Source organism: Streptomyces spororaveus (assembly GCF_016755875.1).
Taxonomy (GTDB): Bacteria; Actinomycetota; Actinomycetes; order Streptomycetales; family Streptomycetaceae; genus Streptomyces; species Streptomyces spororaveus.
This window is the reverse complement of sequence record NZ_BNED01000005.1, coordinates 6,862,721-6,882,156: the sequence shown is the minus strand read 5'-3', so window position 1 is coordinate 6,882,156 and position 19,436 is coordinate 6,862,721. Positions and strand designations below refer to the sequence as shown.

Genomic DNA, 19,436 nt, shown 5'->3' with positions numbered 1-19,436 from the left:
CGGCCGCAGCGTCACGTACCCCGTGCGCTGCGGCCTCGATGTGTGAGCGGCCGGTACGGGCGGCGATCGTCCGGAGAAGAGGAGTGGAACATGGGCCTCGGCGTGGGCTGGACCCTGCACGGAGACGGGCGGACTCCCGCCCCCGGGGCGGTGGTCCGGCCGGAGGAGCGGCTGTCGTGGCCGCGGACCGCCGGGCTGGGTGCGCAGCACGTCGTGGCGATGTTCGGGGCGAGTTTCGTCGCGCCGGTCCTGATGGGCCTGGATCCGAACCTGGCCATCATGATGTCGGGCGTCGCGACGGTGATCTTCCTCCTGGCGACGCGCGGCCGGGTGCCGTCGTACCTGGGCTGCTCGCTGTCGTTCGTCGGCGTCGCGGCGGCGATCCGGGCCGCGGGCGGGGACAGTGCGGTGGTCACGGGCGCCGTCTTCGTCGTCGGCGTGGCGCTGTTCCTGGCGGGCCTGGTGGTCCAGCGGTTCGGCGCCCGCGTCATCCACACGGCGATGCCGCCCATCGTGACGGGTGCGGTGGTGATGCTGATCGGCTTCAACCTGGCGCCGGTGACGGCGAGCACGTACTGGCCGCAGGACCAGTGGACGGCACTGCTGACGATGCTGTTCACGGGGGCGGCCGTGGTCTGCCTGCGCGGTTTCTGGTCGCGCATCGCGATCTTCCTCGGGCTGCTCTTCGGGTACGGGATCTCCTGGATCTCCGACCTGCTCTTCGGCAAGATCCACTCGACGGTGGGCGGGGAGGCGGCCGTCGACCACTGGAGGCTCGACCTCTCCGCGGTCGCGAAGGCCGACTGGATCGGGTTCCCGTCCTTCCACGCACCCGCCTTCGAGTGGTCGGCGATCCTGATCGCCCTGCCGGTCGTGATCGCGCTGATCGCCGAGAACGCCGGGCACATCAAGGCCGTCGGCGAGATGACGGGCGATCCGCTCGACGACAAGCTGGGGACGGCGATCGCGGCGGACGGCGCCGCGTCGATGCTGTCCACCGCGGTCGGCGGCCCGCCGAACACGACCTACTCCGAGAACATCGGTGTCATGGCGGCCACCCGGGTCTACTCCACGGCGGCCTACTGGGCGGCGGCGGGCTTCGCGCTGCTCTTCGGGCTGTGCCCCAAGTTCGGCGCGATCGTCGCCGCGATCCCGGGCGGGGTGCTCGGCGGCATCACGGTCATCCTCTACGGGATGATCGGCCTGCTCGGCGCCCAGATCTGGATCAACGGCGGGGTGGACCTGCGCAATCCGCTGAACCTGGTGCCGGCCGCGGCGGGCATCATCATCGGGATCGGCGGTGTGAAGCTGCAGATCACCGACACCTTCGAGCTGGGCGGCATCGCGCTGGGCACGATCGTGGTGATCACCGGCTACCACGCGCTGCGGTTCCTCGCGCCCGCGCACCTGAAGCAGGAGCCCCTGCTCGACGCGGGCACCTCCGGCTACGACGCCGGCGCCGACGACTCCGGGGACGGCCAGGACAAGCCCCGTTGACGGTGTTTCGCCCGAACCGGGGAAGCGTACGGCCAAGTTCCCCGGATCCGCGTCGGCGCCTGCGACTCTGCCCCCATGGAAGCGGTGCTGGCGCGGATGCGCGCCCTGGAGGAGCGGCTCCCGCCGCAGGACGGTGTCGCCGTCTTCAACCGGGTCTACCTGACGGTGACGGAGACCCTGCACCGGCGGATCGAGCACGGTGCCTTCCCGGCGCCGCGGCAGGCGCAGACCCTCAGCGTGCGGTTCGCGGAGCGGTACCTGACGGCGGTCGAGGCGGACCGGGCCCCGGCCTGCTGGCGCCCCCTGCTGCAGTACCGGCGCCACCCCGGGATCCGCCCGCTGCAGCACGCGCTGGCCGGGATCAACGCGCACATCGGCCATGATCTGGCGCTGGCGGTGGTGGCCACGTGCGGTGAGCTGAACTGCGAACCGCGGGCCCTGGAGGCGGACTTCGACCGGGTGGGCGACACCCTGGTCTCCCTGGAGGAGCACATCCGGGAGGATCTGATGCCGGGCCCCGACCTGCTGGAGATCGCCGACCCGCTGACCCACCTGGTCGGCTCGTGGAGTCTGGAGCGCGCCCGCGCCGGGGCCTGGTCCGCGGCCCGCCTGCTGTGGACGCTGCGCCGGGTGCCGGAGCTGGCCGAGGAGTTCGCCGATTCCCTGGACGCGGGCGTGGGCCTGGTCGGCCGCTGCCTGCTGACCCCGCGGGGCTGAGACGCCCGCGTGTGCGCGCCGGCGGCGCGGTCCGGCGGTACCTCCTGGGGGCCGCCGCGGCCGCCTTCACTAGGCTCTGCCCAATGGCAGGAAGAATGAGCGAGCAGAACCGCACCGTCCCCGGCTGGTTCCGGGGCGGCCCGAGGCTTTACCGGTCCCTCCTGGACCTCACGGCGTGGCATCCGGAGGCGACGGAGATCGCCGTGTCCGCCACGGCTCCCGGTGACTTCGCCGCGGACACGATGCTGGAGTTCCTGTCCCAGGAGCTCATGCGGGCCGGGTACACGGACGACTGGGCGGTGACCTCGCGCGGGCAGGAGATCGAGGACCTGATCGACGTGTTCGACGGCATCGCACGGCGCCGATGACGGGTTCGGCGCGAAGGGCGCCCCGGCGCGGAACGCGCCCGGCCGGTCCGGGGGCGGCGGGTATGAGAACGGGCCGCCGTCCCGCGCGCTGACGTTCGCGGGGCGGCGGCCCGTGATCAGGGGCCGGGAGGGTCAGTCCTCCGGGAGTTCGACCGGGGCGATGTCGTCGTAGCGGTCGCCCGGGCCGGGGTTGGTGGCGTCCGTGGAGCCACCGAGGTGGTGCATGACGCCCCAGACGGCGTTGAGGGCGGTCTGGACCGCGCCCTCGGCCCAGCCGGCCGTCCAGGAGATGTCGTCGCCCGCGAGGAAGATGCCGCGCTTGTCCTCGGGGAGGCGGTCCTGCATGAAGTGGGTGAACAGGCGTCGCTGGTAGCGGTAGTGGCCCGGGAGGTTGGCCTTGAACGCGCCCATGAAGTAGGGCTCGTCCTCCCAGGACACGGTGACCGGGTTGCCGATGATGTGGCGGCGGATGTCGACCTTGGGGTAGATCTCGCCGAGGGACTTCAGCATGACCTCCATCCGCTCGTTCGCGGAGAGCGGCAGCCACTTGAGGCTGTCGTCGCACCAGGTGTACGAGAGGCAGATGACGGCGGGCTTGTCCGGACCGTTGTCCAGCAGGTAGGTGCCGCGGGTCATGCGGTCGGTCAGCGTCATCGACATGACGTCGCGGCCGGTCTCCTCGTCCTTGTCCAGCCAGAACGGCCGGTCGACGGGGACGAACAGCTTGGACGACTCCATGTAGTGGGTGCGCTCGATCGCCGTCCAGTGGTCGATCGGGAACAGCGTGTCGTCGCACTCGATCTTCGACAGCAGCATCCAGGACTGGGCCGTGAAGATCGCGGCGCGGTAGGTGCGGATGTCGCCGGAGGAGTCGGTGACCGTGATGCGGTTGCCGGCGGTGCGGTGCAGGCGGGTGACCGCCGGGCGCGGGGTGCCGTCGTGCAGGGAGGACAGCGAGGTGCCCTGGGCCCAGTGCACGATCTTCTCCGGCTCGCGCTCCCACAGGCGCAGCGGCAGCTGCTGCGAGCCGCCCACGATGCCGCGGTGGTGGTCGTCGGCCTCGGTGTAGACGACGCGCAGGATCTCCAGGATGGAGTTCGGGAAGTCGGTGTCCCAGCCGCCCGTGCCGAAGCCGACCTGGCCGAAGATCTCCCGCTTGCGGAAGGACTTGAAGGCCTCGGACTTGCAGAGGAAGCCGTAGAAGGTCTCGTCGTCGAGCTTCTCGACGAGCTTGGCCCAGATCTCGCGGATGCGCGGGACGTCCCGCTCGCGCATCGCGGTGTTCATGTCGGAGAAGTCGGCGCCCTCGTCGAGGCAGGCGTTCCAGGCCTCGGCGACGTCGCGGTAGACCTGCGGGAGGTCGGCGATGGTCTCGGCGTAGTGGGTCTCGCCCTTGAGGTCGACGACCGTGGAGGGGGTGGCCTCGGCCAGCGGGTTCGGGAAGGGCTCCGTGACCAGGCCGACGAGGTCGATGTAGTGCTGCAGGGCCGTGGAGGAGGGCGGGAAGCGCATGGCGCCCATCTCGGCGGTGAGGCCCTCGGTCTCGGCGCCCTCGAAGCCGACGGTGCGCAGGCGGCCGCCGATCTGGTCGGCCTCGTAGACGACGGGCTTGAGGCCCATCTTCATCAGCTCGTAGGCGGAGATGATGCCGGACAGCCCGCCGCCGATGACGGCGACCTCGGTGCCGAGCTCGGTCGCCGGTATCTGGCCGAGGCCGGCCGGGTGGGCGAGGAAGTCGTCGTACGCGTACGGGAAGTCCGGGCCGAACATGGTGATCGGCGGCTGTCCGTCGCTGTGCGGGACGGCGGTGGTGGGCACCGTGGACGTCATGGGGGCACGTCTCCTTGCGGCAGGGCTGGGGGAAGAGGGGGCTTAGACGAGGGAGGCGTAGAGCCCGGGTCGGCGGTCGCGCAGGTACGGGTTGTTCTCGCGCGAGGCCGACAGCAGCTCGGGGTCGGCCTCGCCGAACACCAGCTCCTCGCCGCGGCCGGCCCGGGTCCGGGTGACCCCGTCGGGGCTCGCCAGACAGCTGAGTCCGACGAACTCGAACTCGCCCTCCGGGCCGGTGCGGTTGACGTACGCGATGTACATCTGGTTCTCGAAGGCCCTTACGGGGACCAGCTGTTCGGCGACGAACTGGAACGGGTGCATCTGCGCGGTCGGCACCAGGAGGAGGTCGGTGCCGGCGAGCGCGTGCGCCCGGACGTTCTCGGGGAACTCCACGTCGTAGCAGATCATGATGCCGATGCGGAGGCCGTTCAGGTCCGCCTGGACGACGGGGGTGTCGCCGGGGGTGAAGGCGTCCTGTTCGAAGCAGCCGAAGAGGTGGGTCTTGCGGTAGTTCGCCAGCGCCGCGCCGTCGGGGCCGATGAGCTGGGCGGCGTTGTAGACGACGCCGTCCGCGCCCTCCGGGTAGCCGTAGAGGACGGCGATCCCGTGGCGGCGGGCGATCTCGCCGATGGCCTGGGCAATGGCGCCGTCGGCCGGTTCGGCGAGGCCGGGGATGTCCTGGAGGTCCAGCGCGTAGCCGGTCAGGAACATCTCCGAGGTCACGAGGAGCCCGGCCCCGCTCTGTGCGGCGCGCGCCGCCGCCTCGTCGAGCGCCTTGAGGTTCTCGGCGGTGTCGCCGAGAACGCCGGAGCTCTGGAGGAGGGCGGTGCGCAGCGGGGGCATGGGCTACCTCTGTGACAGGCGGGAAGGGGGTCATCAAACGGTACGTTTGCGCGTTCGATCCGGACAAGACGTGAGCGTTGCGCTCCGCGCATCGAATCGTTGCGTGTTCCACCACCGACGCGGCGATTCGTTGCGCGGGCCCGTGCGCCGCCCCTGCTACGAGCCCGCGCGGAAGGCCGGGTGGGCGGCCAGGAACCGCAGGTCGTCGAGGATGTCGGGGGTGTGGTCGGAGACGACGCGGCCGCTCCAGGTGTCGACGAGGGCCGGCACGGTCAGGGCGCCGTCGAAGTGGTGGCCGGTGGCCTCGTAGGCCAGGCGCAGCGCGGTGTGATCGGCCGCCCCGGGGTCCCCGCCGAGGACGGTGGCGGTGACGGAGTGGGTGAGGCCCAGGTCGGCGAGGGTGTCGGTGACGCGCAGGGAGCGGGGACAGCCGGCGCGGAGGTAGAGGTGGTAGCGGTGCGGTACGGGGGAGAACCCGGCTCCGATGCGGCCGCGCGGGGCGGGCGCCGGGCCGGTGCGGGGCAGCGGGGTGCGGGGCAGGACGGTGTGCGACATGACTCTCCTGGGGTGGAGGACAACGGGCGGCGCGGTGCGCGCGCCCGGTCCGGGTCACTCGTATCCGGTGGGGGTCAGCCGCGAGCGCCGAATGCGCTGCACACCCTCAGGAGGTCGATGTGCAGGCGCCGGGTGAGCCACCGGCGCCGCAGGGTCCGGGCGTGCGTGTCGGGGTCCGCGTCCGCCGTCCTGGCCGTTTCCACCGCCGTCACCGCCGCCCACCCCCGTCCTGTCCTCGGCCGTCCCCGTCCGGTGCTGGTTAGGCTTCCGGTGGCGGGCGCTGTCCGTCATGGCCGTCCCCCGCAGTCTCGTGGCGGCGCCGGGGGCCGTCAAGAAGGCGGTCACGACCCGGACGCCGTCGCCCCACGGAAGGAGCCCCGCACCCATGTCCCCCGAGAGCGGCACGCTGTGCGGCAGTGAAGTACTCGACAATCCGGTCTGGGCCGCGCTGACCGGGCCGCACCGCGGTTTCGCCGAGTTCGGGCCCGCGGGCCTGGCGGCCCGCTACGTGCTGGACGCGTCCCCGTTCTCGGCGCTCGCCGATCCGGGGGACCCGCGCGCGTGGGCGGATCTGGCCGCGCTGGCCGGTCCCGGTGAGGAGGTGTGGGTGACGGGGCTGCTGACCCCTCCGCCGGGGTGGGAGACGCTGGCGACGATTCCGGGTGTGCAGCTGGACGGGCGGGAGGTCCGGGCCGGGGCCGCGCCGGAGGCGGTGCCGCTGGGGCCCGCCGATGTACCGGAGATGCTGGAGCTGGTGGAGCTGACCCGGCCCGGCCCGTTCCTGGACCGGACGGTCGAGCTGGGCACCTACCTCGGGATCCGCCACGAGGGCCGGCTGGTCGCGATGGCCGGGGAGCGGATGCGGCCGGAGGGCTGGTCGGAGATCAGCGCGGTGTGCACGCGCCCGGACCACCGGGGCCGGGGTCTGGCCGACCGGCTGATACGCGCGGTCGCGGCGGAGATACGAGGGCGCGGGGACCGCCCGTTCCTGCACGCGGCGGCGTCCAACACCGGAGCCGTTCGGCTCTACGGGTCGATGGGCTTCACCCTGCGCCGCAGTCCGCTCTTCCTGGGGCTTCGTACCCCGCGGGCGTGAGCGCCGGGGACCGGGGATCTCAGGCGGGGGCGCCGGAGGTGAAGCGGCGCAGCAGCGGGGAGAGGACGAGCACGGACTTGGTGCGTTCCACGAAGGGCTCGCCCGCGATGCGTTCCAGGACCCTCTCGAAGTGGCGCATGTCCGAGGCGAAGACCTGGACGAGGGCGTCCGCGTCGCCGGTGACGGTCGACGCGGCCACCACCTCGGGGTACCGCTCCAACCCTCGCCGGATGTCGTCCGGCGAGGTGTTGTGGCGGCAGTAGATCTCGATGAAGCCCTCGGTCTCCCAGCCCATGGCGGCCGGGTCCACCCGGACCGTGAAGCCGGTGATGGCGCCTTCGGCGCGCAGCCGGTCCACGCGCCGCTTCACGGCGGGGGCCGAGAGACCGACCTCGGAGCCGATGTCCGCGTAGGAACGCCGGGCGTCCTCGGCGAGGGCGTGCACGATGCGTTCGTCGAGATCGTTCAGTCGCACTGCGGGTGGATCACTTCTCTGCTGTGGCCAGTCGGGAGCGGCGGATGCCGTACAGGAAGTAGAACACGAGGCCTGCGATCATCCAGCCACCGAAGACGATCCACGTGGCGGTATCGAGGCTGAACATCATGTAGCCGCAGGCGATGACGCCGAGGATCGGCGTGACGGGGAACAGCGCGACCTTGAAGGTGCGCGGCATGTCCGGGCGGGTCCGGCGCAGGATGATGACGGCGACGTTGACCAGGCCGAAGGCGAAGAGGGTGCCGATGCTGGTGGCGTCGGCGAGCTTGCCGAGCGGGATGAAGGCCGCGAGGGCGCCGCAGAAGAGGGACACGATCACGACGTTGGCGCGGGGGGCGCCGGTCTTCGGGTTGACCTTGGCGAAGACCTTGGGAACGAGGCCGTCGCGGGACATGGCGAAGAGGATGCGGGTCTGGCCGTAGAGCACGGCGAAGACGACGGAGGCGATGGCGACGACGGCACCGGCGGCGAGGACGACGCCCCAGAAGGTGTGGCCGGAGACGTCGGTCATGATCTGCGCGAGCGCGGCCTCGGTGCCCTCGAAGTCCTGCCACGGCATGGCGCCGACGGCGACGAAGGCGACGAGGACGTACAGCACGGTGACGATCAGCAGCGAGAGCATGATCGCGCGGGGCAGGTCGCGCTTGGGGTTCTTGGCCTCTTCACCGGCGGTGGAGGCGGCGTCGAAGCCGATGTACGAGAAGAAGAGCGTGGAGGCGGCGGCGCTGATGCCGGTGACGCCGAGCGGGGCGAGCGGGGCGTAGTTGCCGGCCTTGATGCCCATGAAGCCGATGCCGATGAAGAGCAGCAGGGTGACGATCTTCACGCCGACCATGATCGAGTTGACCCGGGCGCTCTCCTTGGCGCCGCGCATCAGGAAGACCATGGCGAGGAGGACCACGACCAGCGCCGGCAGGTTGATGAAGCCGCCGTCGCCGAGGGGTGCGGAGACCGCGTCGGGGATGGTGACGCCTATCGTCCCGTCGAGCAGTTCGTTGAGGTACTCACCCCAGCCGACGGCGACGGCCGCGACGGACACGCCGTACTCCAGGACCAGGCACCAGCCGCAGATCCAGGCGATGAGCTCGCCCATGGTGGCGTAGGAGTACGAGTACGAGGACCCGGAGACCGGGACCGATCCGGCCAGCTCCGCGTAGGAGAGCGCCGAGAACAGGGCGGTGAGGCCCGCGATGACGAAGGAGATCGTCACGGCGGGGCCGGCCTTGGGGGTCGCGGTGCCGAGGACGACGAAGATGCCGGTGCCCAGGGTGGCGCCGATGCTGATCATCGTCAGCTGCCACATGGTCAGCGAGCGGCGCAGCGAGCCGCCCTCGCCCTGGCCGCCCTCGGCGACGAGCTGCTCGACGGGCTTGCGGCGCATCAGCGGGTGGACGGGCCTACTGGGCTCGGACGTGAGCGGTGGCGCCTGGCCGGTTTCGAGCACGTGTGACTCCTTTGACACTGCGGGTGGGGATAAGGCTTCGACCGCAGCGGTCCGGAGCGGGCGGGCAGGAGCCAGCCTGGGCATGGGGAACCGCCGAGCAGGCGGTCCACGCCACTCCACGTACAGCGAGTGAGCCTACGAGCTGAGTGATACCGCCCGTAATGCACCATCCTTGCACATTGGCGCACGATCATTGCGCGGATCTGTCACTGACAGTCGTTTGTTGCGTGTGGATGATCGATCGCTGCGCAACCCCTCCGGGCCGCTTTTCTTGACACTTCGTCAGATCTGCCGCAGCGTGCCGCCATGGATCTGGACGTGCTCTACGAGATCGACGTGCCGAGACCCTGGCCCGGGTCCCATCCGCACGGCCAGCGCGACGCGGAGCAACGGGCCTACCGGGAGGCCGTGGAGCAGATCCGGCTCGCCGACCGGATGGGCTTCCGCACGGTCTGGGCGGTCGAGCACCACTTCCGCGAGGGCCGCTCGCACTGTCCGGCCCCCGAGGTGCTGCTCGGGCACCTCGCCGCCCTGACCGAGCGGATCCGGCTCGGCTTCGGGGTGACCCTGACCCCCTTCGGCTTCACCCCGCCGCAGCGCATCGCGGAGAAGGTCGCCACCGTGGACGTACTGTCCGGGGGCCGGGTTGAGTGGGGCACCGGGCGCTCCACGCCCATGGAACAGGCCGCCTTCGGGGTGGACCGGGAGCGGTCCCGGGAGGACTGGCGCGAGGCGATCGGGATCGTGACCGGAATGTGGCGGGAGGAGTACTTCGAGTACGCCTCCGAGCGGTTCCGCTTCCCGCGCCGGATGGTGACGCCCAAGCCCGTGCAGGACCCGCACCGGGAGATCCTGCGGACGATCGAGATCCTCGGCAAGGAGGTCATTCCGGAACTCGCCCGGTACGTGCCCCGGACGGCCGGCGCGTGAGCACCGGACCGCTCGACTCCTCGCCCGTGCCCGACTACGCGGCCCTGCACCGCCTCGACGGCCGACGCCTGGTCCTGCTCGGCGCCGGCAACGGCATCGGGCGCCAGAGCGCCCACGCGCTGGCCGCGGGCGGCGCCCGGGTGCTGTGCGTGGACGTCGACGGGGAGCGGGCCGCGGCCGTCGCCGCCGAGACCGGGGGGCTTCCGTACCGCTGCGACGTGACCTCGCGCGACGGCGTGCGCGACCTGTTCCGGGAGGCTCCGGGGCTGCTCGGCGGCCCGGTGGGCGGGGTCGTCGACATCGTGGGCGCGGCCCGCTACGCGGGGCTGTCCGAGCTGGACGACGCCGGCTGGGACTGGCACTTCGACGTCGTCCTGCGGCACGCCTGGCTCACCGTCCAGTACGGCGGCGAGGCCGTCGCGGCGGCCGGGGGCGGACCGCTGGTCTTCGTGTCCTCCGTCTCCGGGCTCACCGCCGCCCCGCTGCACGCCGCGTACGGGGCCGCCAAGGCCGCCCTGATGGCATTGATGCGCTCCGCGGCGGTGGAACTGGGCCCGAGCGGGGTACGGGTGAACGCGGTGGCACCGGGGGTGGTGTGGACCCCGCGGGTCGCCGCCCTGCTGGGTGACGAGGGGCGGCGGCGCAACGCGGAGAACGCCCCGCTGGGCCGGGTCGCCGAGACCGCGGACATCGCGGCCGCCCTGTACTTCCTGGCCTCACGGCTGTCCTCGTACGTCACGGGGCAGACGCTCGTGGTGGACGGCGGGGTCGGCGTGAATTTCCCGTACCCGACGATGGGAGGCGACCAGTGACACCACCGGGACCAGCGGGGCTGGACGGAGCAGGACTGCCGATGGGTCCGGCAGGGCCGATGGGTCCGGCAGGGCCGATGGAGCCGGCAGGGCCGACGGGATCCACGTGGCCGGCCGGGCTGCAGCGCCACCCCGACGAGCCCACCCCGTGGCAGGACGCCCTGCCCTTCCTGCGCGGGGTCGCCTGGCTGGACCGGGGTCGGCCGGTCCGAGCCGACCCGGCCGACACCATGCGGCTGCCCTGGGACACCGGCGAACGCTCCACCCTGCCCATCGGCGTCCGGCTGGAGTTCACCACCGAGACCGCGCGGGCCGTGGAGATCCGCTACCGGGCGACCGTGCCCGGACCCACCGACGCGCTGCGCGACCTCGCGCACGGCTTCGCGCTGTGGGACCGGCACGGGGTGGTCACCGAGGTGTTCACCGACCCGGCCGCGGAGGCCGTCGTACGGATCGGCCTGGGCGGCGGCACCGGCCCCTTCACCATCCACCCGCCCGAAACCCAGTCCCCGCTGATCCTCGGGCTGCGCGGGATCGGCGGCCCGCTCACCCCGGCGCCGGCCGCCCCGCGCTGGGTGGTGCACGGCGACTCCATCACCGAGGGCTGGTGGTCCACCCGTCCCGCCCACGGCTGGCCCGCCGTCACCGGCCGGGCGCTCGGCTGGGACACCGTCAACCTCGGGTACGCGGGGGCCGCACGCGGCGAGCTGGCCACCGCCGAACAGCTCGCGGGCCTGCCCGCCGACGTCCTCACCCTCGCCTTCGGCACCAACTGCTGGTCGCGGGTGCCCTTTTCGGCACCCCTGCTGTACGAGACCACCCGCGCGTTCCTCGAACTGGTCCGCCAGGGGCACCCGCGGACCCCGATCCTGCTGATCTCCCCCGTCCTGCGGCCCGACGCCGAACGCACCCCGAACAGACTCGGCGCCACCCTCGGCGCCCTGCGCGACGCGATGGAGCGCGCGGCCCGCGACCGGATCGCCGCCGGGGACGACCGGCTCGCCGTGCTCCCGGGCCGTGACCTGCTCGGTCCCGAGCATCTGGCGGACGGACTGCACCCCAACGACGGCGGACACCAGGTTCTCGGCCTCGCTGTGGCCACGGCTCTGCGGCGCACCGGGTTCGGCGCGGGGTGAGTGAAACAGCCCACACCTGACAGGGTGAACAGATCTCTCCCACCGGCCCGTGTCCTGAGCACAGTTGACGCCACCACGGTGGCGGACGCGACAGACACCACACGTGGGAGAGATCAGATGGGCATGAAGCGCGGAACCACCCTGGCCGCGGCCGCGATCGTCGTCGTCCTCGCGGCGACGGCCTGCGGCCCTGCGGAAGACAAGGCCGCCGACACCACCAAGCCGGTCGGGGCCGCGGCCGCCGCTCAGGACTACGGCAAGGCCCCGGCCGCCGCCGACAACGCCTACGGCTCCGACGGCGCGGCACCCGCGGCGGACGCCGCAGGTGGCGCGGCTGCCGCCGGCGCCTCGAACGCCAAGCCGGCCGGGCAGCTGGCGGTCGCCCAGAACGACAAGCTCGGCCCGGTCCTCACCGACAGCGCGGGGCTCACCCTCTACCGCTTCGACAAGGACACCGCCAAGCCGCCGAAGTCGAACTGCGACGGCGACTGCGAGAAGACCTGGCCGGTGGTCGCCGCGGGCGACGCCATCGCCGCCGCGGGCATTGACCCGGCGGTGCTGGGCGAGGTCGTGCGCAGCGACGGCAGCAAGCAGCTGACGGTGGGCGGCTGGCCCGCGTACCGCTACAGCAAGGACGCGAAGGCGGGCGACGTCAACGGCCAGGGCGTCGGCGGGGTGTGGTTCGCGCTCGCGGCGGACGGCAAGAAGGCCGCCAAGGCGGCGGCGCCGGCCGCCCCGGCGGCCCCGGCCGCCCCGCCCGCCGGCGGGGCCGAGGCGGGTGGCGCCGCCGAGGCGGCCCCGGGGCTGTCGGTCGCGAAGGACGCGAAGCTCGGCGACCACATCGTCGACGGCAAGGGGATGACGGTCTACCGGTTCAAGAAGGACACCGCCTGGCCCATGGCCTCCAACTGCACCGGTGACTGCGTGGCCAAGTGGCCGGTGGTGCCCCCGGTGGACAAGGCCAACGCCAAGGGCATCGTGGAGAAGGGCTACTCCGTACTGGACCGCCCCGACGGCATGAAGCAGCAGGCGATCGACTGCTGGCCCGTCTACACCTTCACCGGTGACAAGAAGCCCGGCGACATCAACGGCCAGGGCGTGGGCGGCACCTGGTACGCCGTCTCCCCCGACGGCAAGCTCATCACCGTCCAGTAGTCCCCGCCCCTCCCCGCGTTCCCTTCTCCCCCCACCCCCGTTCGCGCGGCCCTCGCCCACATCCCCCCTGGGCGGGGGCCGCGCCCCTTTCCGTTCCGCCCCGGCCGAGTCCTCTCTAGACTCGGCCGCATGCTGCGCGTACTGGCCGTCGACGACGAGAAGCCGCTCCTGGAGGAACTCCTCTACCTGCTGCGCTCGGACCCCCGGGTGCGCAGCGCGGAGGGTGCCTCGGACGCCACCGAGGCGCTGCGCCGGGTCACCCGGGCGCTGGAGTCCGGCCCCGACGGGGCCGACGGCATCGACGTGGTGTTCCTGGACATCCACATGGCGGGGCTGACCGGGCTGGACATCGCCCGGCTGCTGGCCGGGTTCGCGCGGCCGCCGCTGATCGTGTTCGTCACCGCGCACGAGGGGTTCGCCGTACAGGCCTTCGACCTGAAGGCCGTGGACTACGTACTCAAGCCGGTGCGCCCGGAGCGGCTGGCCGAGGCCGTCCGGCGGGCCTGCGAGCAGCTGGGCCGGTCCGAGGAGGGTCCGGCGGCCGCGGTGGGGGCCGCCGACGCCCCGGTGGCGGGCGGCACCGCGGCGGGGCCGAGACGGCCGGCCGCCGGGGTCACCGTCGCCGACCGCGGGCCGGAGCAGATCGCCGTCGAACTGGGCGGGGTGACCCGCTTCGTGGCGATCGCGGACATCTCCTACGTGGAGGCGCAGGGCGACTACGCCCGCCTGCACACCGACGAGGGCAGCCACCTGGTCCGCATCCCCGTGTCCACGCTGGAGGAGCGCTGGGCGGCGCGCGGTTTCGTACGGATCCACCGCCGTCATCTGGTGGCGCTGGCGCGGATCGACGAGCTCCGGCTGGAGGCCGGGACCACCAGCGTCCGGGTCGGGTCCGCGGAGCTCCAGGTGAGCCGCAGGCACGCGCGGGAGCTGCGGGATCTGCTGATGCGGCAGGCGGCCGGCTGAAACCGGCCGCTTCCCGGGCACCGTCGGGCCGCCCCCGGGCCGCCAAGTCGGCAGCGTCGACGGGGGCGTTCGGGGCCTTCGCCCCTGACCGTCCGGCGCTCGGGAGCGCCGTTCGTCGCGCCGGGAGGGGCGTACGGCGATCCGCCGGAACCGTCGGCCGCACCGCCGTCCGTTCGGGCGTCGCCGCCCGCACCCCTCTCTTATCGTGGATCTTCCGGCGCGGGAGGAGCGAGATGTCCGAGATCCAGGCGCTGGTCGACGCCCTGAGCGGGCTGCCCCGGGCCCGGCCCGCCGGGCCCGCCGAGGCCGAGGTGCTGCTGGCCCGGCTGCGCAGTGCGGCCGCCCGCTGGGCCGACATCCTGTACGAGGCCCGTGAGGGGGTCCGCGAGCAGGTGCCGCCGCGTGCGGAGGCGGCCCTGACGCTGGCGTTCCGGCGCGCGGAGGAGTCGTACGTGGAGCTGGAGATCGCCCTGCGCGACTGCGCGGAGCACCGCGACCCGGCCGTCTGACGGGGCGGTCCGGCGCGGCGGATCCGACGGCTCGGGCGGGTCCGAATCGTGCCTGTCGCCCGGTCAGGGGCGTGCGTAGACTCCGGACACTCCTCCCCTGCCCGAAGGACCGCCCGGTGAACCAGACGTACGCGCTGACCGCGGTCGCCGTCGTCGTCCTGGTCACGGTCCTGGTCGGCGCGCTGGGCCTGCGGATGTCCCGGACCACCTCCGACTTCTACGTCGCCTCGCGCACCGTGGGGCCCCGCCTGAACGCAGCGGCCATCAGCGGCGAGTACCTGTCCGCCGCGTCCTTCCTGGGCGTCGCGGGGCTGGTGCTGCTCCAGGGGCCCGAGATGCTCTGGTACCCGGTGGGCTACACCGCCGGCTATGTGGTGCTGCTGGTCCTGGTGGCGGCCCCGCTGCGCCGGTCCGGCGCGTACACGCTGCCCGACTTCGCGCAGGCGCGGCTGGAGTCGCGGGTGGTGCGCCGTATCGCGGTGCTGTTCGTGGTCGGGGTCGGCTGGCTGTACCTGCTGCCGCAGTTGCAGGGGGCCGGGCTGACGCTGGAGATCCTGACCGGAGCCCCGTACTGGGTCGGCGGGCTGGTCGTCGCGTTCGTGGTGACGGTGGCGGTGGCGTGCGGCGGGATGCGCTCGGTCACCTTCGTGCAGGCCTTCCAGTACTGGCTGAAGCTCACGGCCCTGCTGGTTCCGGCGTTCTTCCTGATCGGGGCCTGGGTCGGGGACGGGGCGCCACGGGCCACCTTCGACGCGCCGGCCGTCTTCCGGGAGCACACCTCGGTGACGGTCGCGCAGGACGTGCGGCTGTCGGTGGCGCGTCCGCTGCCGGTGACGGTGACCGGGCAGGTGGACGGGCGCGGCTACGTGTCGGCGCCGCTGACCCTGGCCGCCGGTGAGCATTCCGTACGGGCGCACGCGCGGCTGGAGTTCGATCCGGACACGCCCGTTCCGGACACCCGGGCCGAGGCGCGACCCGGTGTGTCCACCTCGTCGGTGCCGACCTCGGGCGGGCGCGCGTACCGGCTGTACGCCACCTACGGGCTGATCCTGGCGACCTTCCTCGGCACGATGGGCCTGCCGCACGTCGCGGTGCGGTTCTACACCAGCCCGGACGGGCGGACCGCCCGGCGCACCACGCTGGTCGTGCTCGCGCTGGTCGGCGTCTTCTACCTGCTGCCGCCGGTGTACGGGGCCCTGGGCCGGATCTACACCCCCGAGCTCGCCCTGACCGGCGACGCGGACGCGGCGGTGCTGGTGCTGCCCGGGCGGATGCTCGGCGGGGTGCTGGGCGAGCTGCTGGGTGCGCTGCTGGCCGGGGGTGCCTTCGCGGCGTTCCTGTCGACGGCGTCGGGGCTGACCATGGCGGTGGCCGGGGTGCTGCACCAGGACGTGCTGCCGGCGCGCGGGGTGCGCAGCTTCCGCTCGGCGGCGGTCGTGGCGATCCTGGTGCCGCTGGCCGGGAGCGCTGCGGCGACGCAGGTGCCGGTGGCGGACGCGGTGGGCCTGGCCTTCGCCGTGTCCGCGTCCTCGTTCTGTCCGCTGCTGGTGCTGGGCATCTGGTGGCGCGGGCTGACCCCGCCGGGTGCGGTGGCCGGGCTGGTCACGGGGGGCGGGGCGGCGCTGGGCGCGGTGCTGGCGACGAGGGCGGATCTGGCGCCGCCGGGCTGGACGCACACGCTGCTGGCGTGGCCGGCGGCGTGGTCGGTGCCGCTCGGGTTCCTGACGATGGTGGCGGTGTCGCTGGCCACCCGGTCGCGGGTCCCGGCGGGGACGGCGGCCACGCTGGCCCGGCTGCACCTGCCGGAGGTCGTGGCCGGGGAGCGGGCCGGGGGTCCGCGGTGAGCGGGGTGGCACCGGCGGTGGTGGCCGTGCTGGTGGTGGCGGCCGCGGTGCTGCTGGTGGGCGCGGGTTGGGCGGCAGGGCGCCGGCACGCCCGCTCCGGGGAGCGGGCGGCCGGTATGGACCTGGGGACGCCGGTGGAGCGGGCCACCTTCCACACCCTGCACACGGCTTCGCTGGCCGCTCCCCCGCTGCGGGCCGGGCTGACCGAGGACGCCGCCCGCAAGGCCGCCCGGCGGCTGCGGTCGCTGCTGGGGACGGAGGCGCTGTGTCTCACCGACCGGGAGTCGGTGCTGGCCTGGGACGGTCCGGGCGCCGACCATCATCAGCGCCGGGCCATGGCCCGGGTGGCGGTGATGCTGGCGTCGGGGCGCAGCCAGAGCGTGCGGACCGAGTGCCAGCGGCCCGACTGTCCGCTGAAGTGGGCGGTGGTGGCCCCGCTCACCGGCGAGGACGGGATGCTGGGCGCGCTGGTGGCCTACGGCTCGCGGGAGTCGGCGGTGCTGGTGCGGGCCGCGACGGAGGTCGCGCGGTGGGTGTCCGTGCAGCTGGAGCTGTCCGAGCTGGACCGGTCGCGGACGCGGTTGATGGAGGCGGAGATCAAGGCGCTGCGGGCGCAGATCTCCCCGCATTTCATCTTCAACTCCCTGGCGGCGATAGCCTCGTTCGTCCGGACCGATCCGGAGCGGGCCCGGGAGCTGCTGCTGGAGTTCGCGGACTTCACCCGGTACTCCTTCCGGCGGCACGGCGATTTCACCACGCTCGCCGACGAGTTGCGGTCGGTGCAGCAGTATCTGGCGCTGGCCGGTGCCCGGTTCGGCGACCGGCTGAAGGTGACCCTGCAGGTGGCGCCGGAGGTGCTGCCGGTGGCGCTGCCCTTCCTGTGCCTGCAGCCCCTGGTGGAGAACGCCGTCAAGCACGGGCTGGAGGACTCCACCGAGGAGTGCCGGATCACGATCACGGCCCGGGACGCGGGTGCGGAGGCGGTGATCACCGTGGAGGACAACGGGGTCGGGATGGATCCGGCCCTGCTGCGCCGGATCCTGGCCGGGGAGCATGGCGGTTCCTCCGGGATCGGGCTGCCCAATGTCGACGAGCGGATCCGGCAGGTGTACGGGGACGAGTACGGTCCGGTGATGGAGACGGGCGTCGGGGCCGGCATGAAGGTCACCCTGCGCATCCCCAAGTACCGCGTGGGCGTGCACAGTTCCCCGTCGGGCCACCGGGCTCCGCGGCCCTGAAGGCCCGTCGGCGGGCGGTGGTCCCGCGCCCGGTGTGGCGGGTCCCGCGCTCGGCGGTCAGGACGACTGGACCTCGTCGAAGAGGGCGAGGGCTTCGGCGGGATCCGGGCTCACGAGGCGTTCCAGACCGTCCGCCGTGATCCTCGCCCACCGGCCGGCCCGTGCCCACATCCGTTCCTCGAAGGCGCGGACCGCGCCGTCCAGGTCTCCGGGGCCGGCGGCGGCGACGGCCTCGGCGAGTTCGGCGCCCTCCAGCATCGCGAGGTTCGCGCCCGCCCCCAGCGGGGGCATCAGATGGGCGGCGTCGCCCAGCAGCGTCACCCCGCGGACGTGCGGCCAGGTGTGGGACACGGGCAGGACGTGGAGGGGGCGGCGGGCGAAAGCGGTGCCGTGGCGGAGGAGGTCGAGGACCGGAGCGGCCCAGCCGTCGAACAGGGCGAGCAGGCTCGATCGCACGGCCTCGGCGTCGGCCGGGTCCCGGTTCGCGTCCCGGTCCAGCGGTGCGCGGAACTGGGCGTAGACCTTGACGTGGCCGCCGCTGCCGCGCTGGGCGACGAGGGCTCGGTTCACGCCGTACACGGCCAGGGAACCGTCGCCGATCAGGCGGGCGAGGCCGGGGTGGCGGGTGTCGACGTCGGCCAGGGAGGTCTCGACCAGGGTGACGCCGGTGTAGTGCGGTGTCACCGGCGAGACGGCGGGGCGGGTCCGGGACCAGGCGCCGTCCGCGCCGACCACGAGGTCGAACGTCTCCTGCCGTCCGTCCGTGAAATGGACCGGTACGCCGTCCCGGGTCCCCGGCGCCACCCGCGTCACACCCCGCCCCCATCGGACGTCGAGAGGGCCGAGCAGCAGGTCGCGGAGCTGCCCCCGGTCGATCTCGGGATGGGCCCGGTCGTCCGGACGGGGCCGCCAGTCGCGCAGGACGGTGCCGTCCGTGTCCAGGATGCGCATGGCCTGCCCCTCGGGGCGGGACAGCGCCTGGAACTGTGCCAGCAGCCCCGCCTTGTCCAGTGCGAGCTGGCCCAGCCCCTCGTGCAGGTCCAGAGTGCCGCCCGGGGGACGGGCGTCGGGGGCGGTATCGCGTTCGAGGACGGTGACGGGGTGTCCGTGCCGGTGCAGGACGCGGGCGAAGGTGAGGCCGGCCGGGCCGCTCCCGACCACGGCGATGCGATGTCTCATGTCGATACACTGTATTTTCTCGATACGGCGCACCGCAAGAGGTACGGTGTGCGCATGACTGTCTGGGACCGGCCGGAGCCGCCGACTCGCCCCGTGCCGCTCGACCGGGAGCGGATCGTCGCCGCCGCGGTCGCGCTGGCCGACGAGGGCGGGCTGGAGGCGGTGTCGCTGCGCAAGGTCGCCGCCCGGCTGAACGCCGGCCCGATGCGGCTGTACGGGTACATCGCCACCAAGGAGGAGCTGTTCGACCTCATGGTGGACGAGGTCCAGGCCGAGATCCTCCCCGAAGAGCGGCCCGGCGACTGGCGGGAGGCGCTGCGGCTCCTCGCCCACGGCACCCGGCGGACCGCGCTCCGGCACGAATGGCTGGCCGACCTGCTCGGCGGCCGTCCGTCCCTGGGCCCGAACGGGCTCGCCGTGGCCGAGGCCACGCTGGCCGCCTTCGACGGCCTCGCCGGCATCGACACCGCCATGCGCGCCGTGGAGACGGTCGGCGCCTACTGCACCGGTGCGATCAGGCGCGAGATCGCGAACCTGCGGGCCGAGCGGGTCACGGGCCTGTCCAAGCAGGACTGGCAGCGTGCCCGTGGCCCGTACATGACGAGCATGCTGGCCACGGGCCGCTTCCCGGCGCTGAGCAAGGCCGTGTACGACGGCGCGGACGTGGACGCCGAGTCGTCCTTCACCACCGGGCTGGACTGGGTCCTCGACGCCGTGGCCGCCAAGCTCACCCGGGCTCCGGCCTGACGCTCGGCCCGTGCAGAACGGGCCGCGGCGCGAGCGTGCGGAGACGCACGTGGCCCCGGACCGTCCGCCAGGGA

The 19,436-nt window shown here is 73.1% G+C and carries 19 protein-coding genes; 13 read left to right on the top strand and 6 right to left on the bottom strand.

Going from position 1 to position 19,436, the window contains the following annotated elements; all coding sequences use genetic code 11:
* The first annotated feature begins 90 nt into the window (after positions 1–90).
* From Sspor_RS33690 to Sspor_RS33680, 3 genes are all read left to right on the top strand, one after another.
* Positions 91–1,497, top strand: a complete 1,407-nt coding sequence (locus Sspor_RS33690) for a uracil-xanthine permease family protein (RefSeq protein ID WP_202202463.1) — start codon at positions 91–93, stop codon at positions 1,495–1,497.
* A 75-nt stretch (positions 1,498–1,572) separates the two neighbouring features.
* On the top strand, positions 1,573–2,214 hold the full coding sequence (locus Sspor_RS33685; protein ID WP_202202462.1) for a DUF5995 family protein: 642 nt from the start codon (positions 1,573–1,575) through the stop codon (positions 2,212–2,214).
* Between the two features lie 83 nt (positions 2,215–2,297).
* Positions 2,298–2,582, top strand: a complete 285-nt coding sequence (locus tag Sspor_RS33680) for a hypothetical protein (protein WP_202202461.1) — start codon at positions 2,298–2,300, stop codon at positions 2,580–2,582.
* A 132-nt stretch (positions 2,583–2,714) separates the two neighbouring features.
* Here the strand turns inward: Sspor_RS33680 and Sspor_RS33675 are convergent, their stop codons facing one another.
* The 3 genes from Sspor_RS33675 to Sspor_RS33665 all read right to left on the bottom strand — a co-directional run bounded on the left by Sspor_RS33675 (position 2,715) and on the right by Sspor_RS33665 (position 5,810).
* Complete coding sequence (locus Sspor_RS33675; protein WP_202202460.1) at positions 2,715–4,412, bottom strand: flavin monoamine oxidase family protein; 1,698 nt, start codon at positions 4,410–4,412, stop codon at positions 2,715–2,717.
* A 42-nt stretch (positions 4,413–4,454) separates the two neighbouring features.
* Positions 4,455–5,255, bottom strand: coding sequence for a carbon-nitrogen hydrolase family protein (locus tag Sspor_RS33670; RefSeq protein WP_202202459.1), 801 nt, complete (start codon positions 5,253–5,255; stop codon positions 4,455–4,457).
* Positions 5,256–5,411: 156 nt separating this feature from the next.
* Positions 5,412–5,810: a glutathione S-transferase family protein gene (locus Sspor_RS33665; protein WP_202202458.1), complete on the bottom strand. Its 399-nt coding sequence runs from the start codon at positions 5,808–5,810 to the stop codon at positions 5,412–5,414.
* A 385-nt stretch (positions 5,811–6,195) separates the two neighbouring features.
* Between Sspor_RS33665 and Sspor_RS33660 the strand changes: the two genes are divergently transcribed.
* Positions 6,196–6,906, top strand: coding sequence for a GNAT family N-acetyltransferase (locus Sspor_RS33660; protein WP_202202457.1), 711 nt, complete (start codon positions 6,196–6,198; stop codon positions 6,904–6,906).
* 19 nt (positions 6,907–6,925) lie between these two features.
* On the opposite strand, the gene Sspor_RS33655 is transcribed toward Sspor_RS33660, so the two are convergent.
* Entirely contained in the window at positions 6,926–7,381 is a 456-nt protein-coding gene (locus Sspor_RS33655) for an Lrp/AsnC family transcriptional regulator (protein WP_030388502.1), read from the bottom strand.
* Between the two features lie 10 nt (positions 7,382–7,391).
* Positions 7,392–8,846: an amino acid transporter gene (locus tag Sspor_RS33650; protein WP_202202456.1), complete on the bottom strand. Its 1,455-nt coding sequence runs from the start codon at positions 8,844–8,846 to the stop codon at positions 7,392–7,394.
* Positions 8,847–9,152: 306 nt separating this feature from the next.
* On the opposite strand from Sspor_RS33650, the gene Sspor_RS33645 reads away from it, so the two are divergent.
* The 8 genes from Sspor_RS33645 to Sspor_RS33610 all read left to right on the top strand — a co-directional run bounded on the left by Sspor_RS33645 (position 9,153) and on the right by Sspor_RS33610 (position 17,436).
* A complete protein-coding gene (locus Sspor_RS33645) occupies positions 9,153–9,776 on the top strand; it encodes an LLM class flavin-dependent oxidoreductase (protein WP_237404138.1) in 624 nt (207 codons plus the stop codon).
* A complete protein-coding gene (locus Sspor_RS33640; RefSeq protein ID WP_202202455.1) occupies positions 9,773–10,588 on the top strand; it encodes an SDR family NAD(P)-dependent oxidoreductase in 816 nt (271 codons plus the stop codon). The genes Sspor_RS33645 and Sspor_RS33640 overlap by 4 nt, the downstream gene beginning before the upstream one ends.
* A gap of 77 nt (positions 10,589–10,665) precedes the next feature.
* The gene (locus Sspor_RS33635; protein WP_202202454.1) at positions 10,666–11,724 is read left to right on the top strand and encodes a GDSL-type esterase/lipase family protein; all 1,059 of its coding nucleotides are present in this window, start codon (positions 10,666–10,668) and stop codon (positions 11,722–11,724) included.
* Positions 11,725–11,841: 117 nt separating this feature from the next.
* Positions 11,842–12,879 (top strand): SCO0930 family lipoprotein, encoded by a 1,038-nt coding sequence (locus Sspor_RS33630; RefSeq protein WP_202202453.1) that lies wholly within the window; start codon positions 11,842–11,844, stop codon positions 12,877–12,879.
* Between the two features lie 129 nt (positions 12,880–13,008).
* Positions 13,009–13,845, top strand: a complete 837-nt coding sequence (locus Sspor_RS33625) for a LytR/AlgR family response regulator transcription factor (protein ID WP_202202452.1) — start codon at positions 13,009–13,011, stop codon at positions 13,843–13,845.
* A gap of 233 nt (positions 13,846–14,078) precedes the next feature.
* Positions 14,079–14,354 (top strand): hypothetical protein, encoded by a 276-nt coding sequence (locus Sspor_RS33620; RefSeq protein WP_030729645.1) that lies wholly within the window; start codon positions 14,079–14,081, stop codon positions 14,352–14,354.
* Between the two features lie 116 nt (positions 14,355–14,470).
* The gene (locus Sspor_RS33615; RefSeq protein ID WP_202202451.1) at positions 14,471–16,198 is read left to right on the top strand and encodes a sodium/solute symporter; all 1,728 of its coding nucleotides are present in this window, start codon (positions 14,471–14,473) and stop codon (positions 16,196–16,198) included.
* Complete coding sequence (locus tag Sspor_RS33610; protein WP_202202450.1) at positions 16,195–17,436, top strand: sensor histidine kinase; 1,242 nt, start codon at positions 16,195–16,197, stop codon at positions 17,434–17,436. The genes Sspor_RS33615 and Sspor_RS33610 overlap by 4 nt, the downstream gene beginning before the upstream one ends.
* Positions 17,437–17,493: 57 nt before the next feature.
* On the opposite strand, the gene Sspor_RS33605 is transcribed toward Sspor_RS33610, so the two are convergent.
* Entirely contained in the window at positions 17,494–18,615 is a 1,122-nt protein-coding gene (locus Sspor_RS33605; RefSeq protein WP_202202449.1) for an FAD-dependent oxidoreductase, read from the bottom strand.
* Between the two features lie 54 nt (positions 18,616–18,669).
* On the opposite strand from Sspor_RS33605, the gene Sspor_RS33600 reads away from it, so the two are divergent.
* Positions 18,670–19,362, top strand: coding sequence for a TetR/AcrR family transcriptional regulator (locus Sspor_RS33600; RefSeq protein ID WP_202202448.1), 693 nt, complete (start codon positions 18,670–18,672; stop codon positions 19,360–19,362).
* Positions 19,363–19,436 lie beyond the last annotated feature (74 nt).

Coding starts and splice junctions, on each gene's coding strand:
- Sspor_RS33620 (WP_030729645.1), top strand. CDS start 14,079: ATGTCCGAGATCCAGGCGCTGGTCGACGCCCTGAGCGGGCTGCCCCGG.
- Sspor_RS33605 (WP_202202449.1), bottom strand. CDS start 18,615: ATGAGACATCGCATCGCCGTGGTCGGGAGCGGCCCGGCCGGCCTCACC.
- Sspor_RS33670 (WP_202202459.1), bottom strand. CDS start 5,255: ATGCCCCCGCTGCGCACCGCCCTCCTCCAGAGCTCCGGCGTTCTCGGC.
- Sspor_RS33685 (WP_202202462.1), top strand. CDS start 1,573: ATGGAAGCGGTGCTGGCGCGGATGCGCGCCCTGGAGGAGCGGCTCCCG.
- Sspor_RS33690 (WP_202202463.1), top strand. CDS start 91: ATGGGCCTCGGCGTGGGCTGGACCCTGCACGGAGACGGGCGGACTCCC.
- Sspor_RS33600 (WP_202202448.1), top strand. CDS start 18,670: ATGACTGTCTGGGACCGGCCGGAGCCGCCGACTCGCCCCGTGCCGCTC.
- Sspor_RS33630 (WP_202202453.1), top strand. CDS start 11,842: ATGGGCATGAAGCGCGGAACCACCCTGGCCGCGGCCGCGATCGTCGTC.
- Sspor_RS33665 (WP_202202458.1), bottom strand. CDS start 5,810: ATGTCGCACACCGTCCTGCCCCGCACCCCGCTGCCCCGCACCGGCCCG.
- Sspor_RS33625 (WP_202202452.1), top strand. CDS start 13,009: ATGCTGCGCGTACTGGCCGTCGACGACGAGAAGCCGCTCCTGGAGGAA.
- Sspor_RS33680 (WP_202202461.1), top strand. CDS start 2,298: ATGGCAGGAAGAATGAGCGAGCAGAACCGCACCGTCCCCGGCTGGTTC.
- Sspor_RS33645 (WP_237404138.1), top strand. CDS start 9,153: ATGGATCTGGACGTGCTCTACGAGATCGACGTGCCGAGACCCTGGCCC.
- Sspor_RS33660 (WP_202202457.1), top strand. CDS start 6,196: ATGTCCCCCGAGAGCGGCACGCTGTGCGGCAGTGAAGTACTCGACAAT.
- Sspor_RS33675 (WP_202202460.1), bottom strand. CDS start 4,412: ATGACGTCCACGGTGCCCACCACCGCCGTCCCGCACAGCGACGGACAG.
- Sspor_RS33635 (WP_202202454.1), top strand. CDS start 10,666: ATGGAGCCGGCAGGGCCGACGGGATCCACGTGGCCGGCCGGGCTGCAG.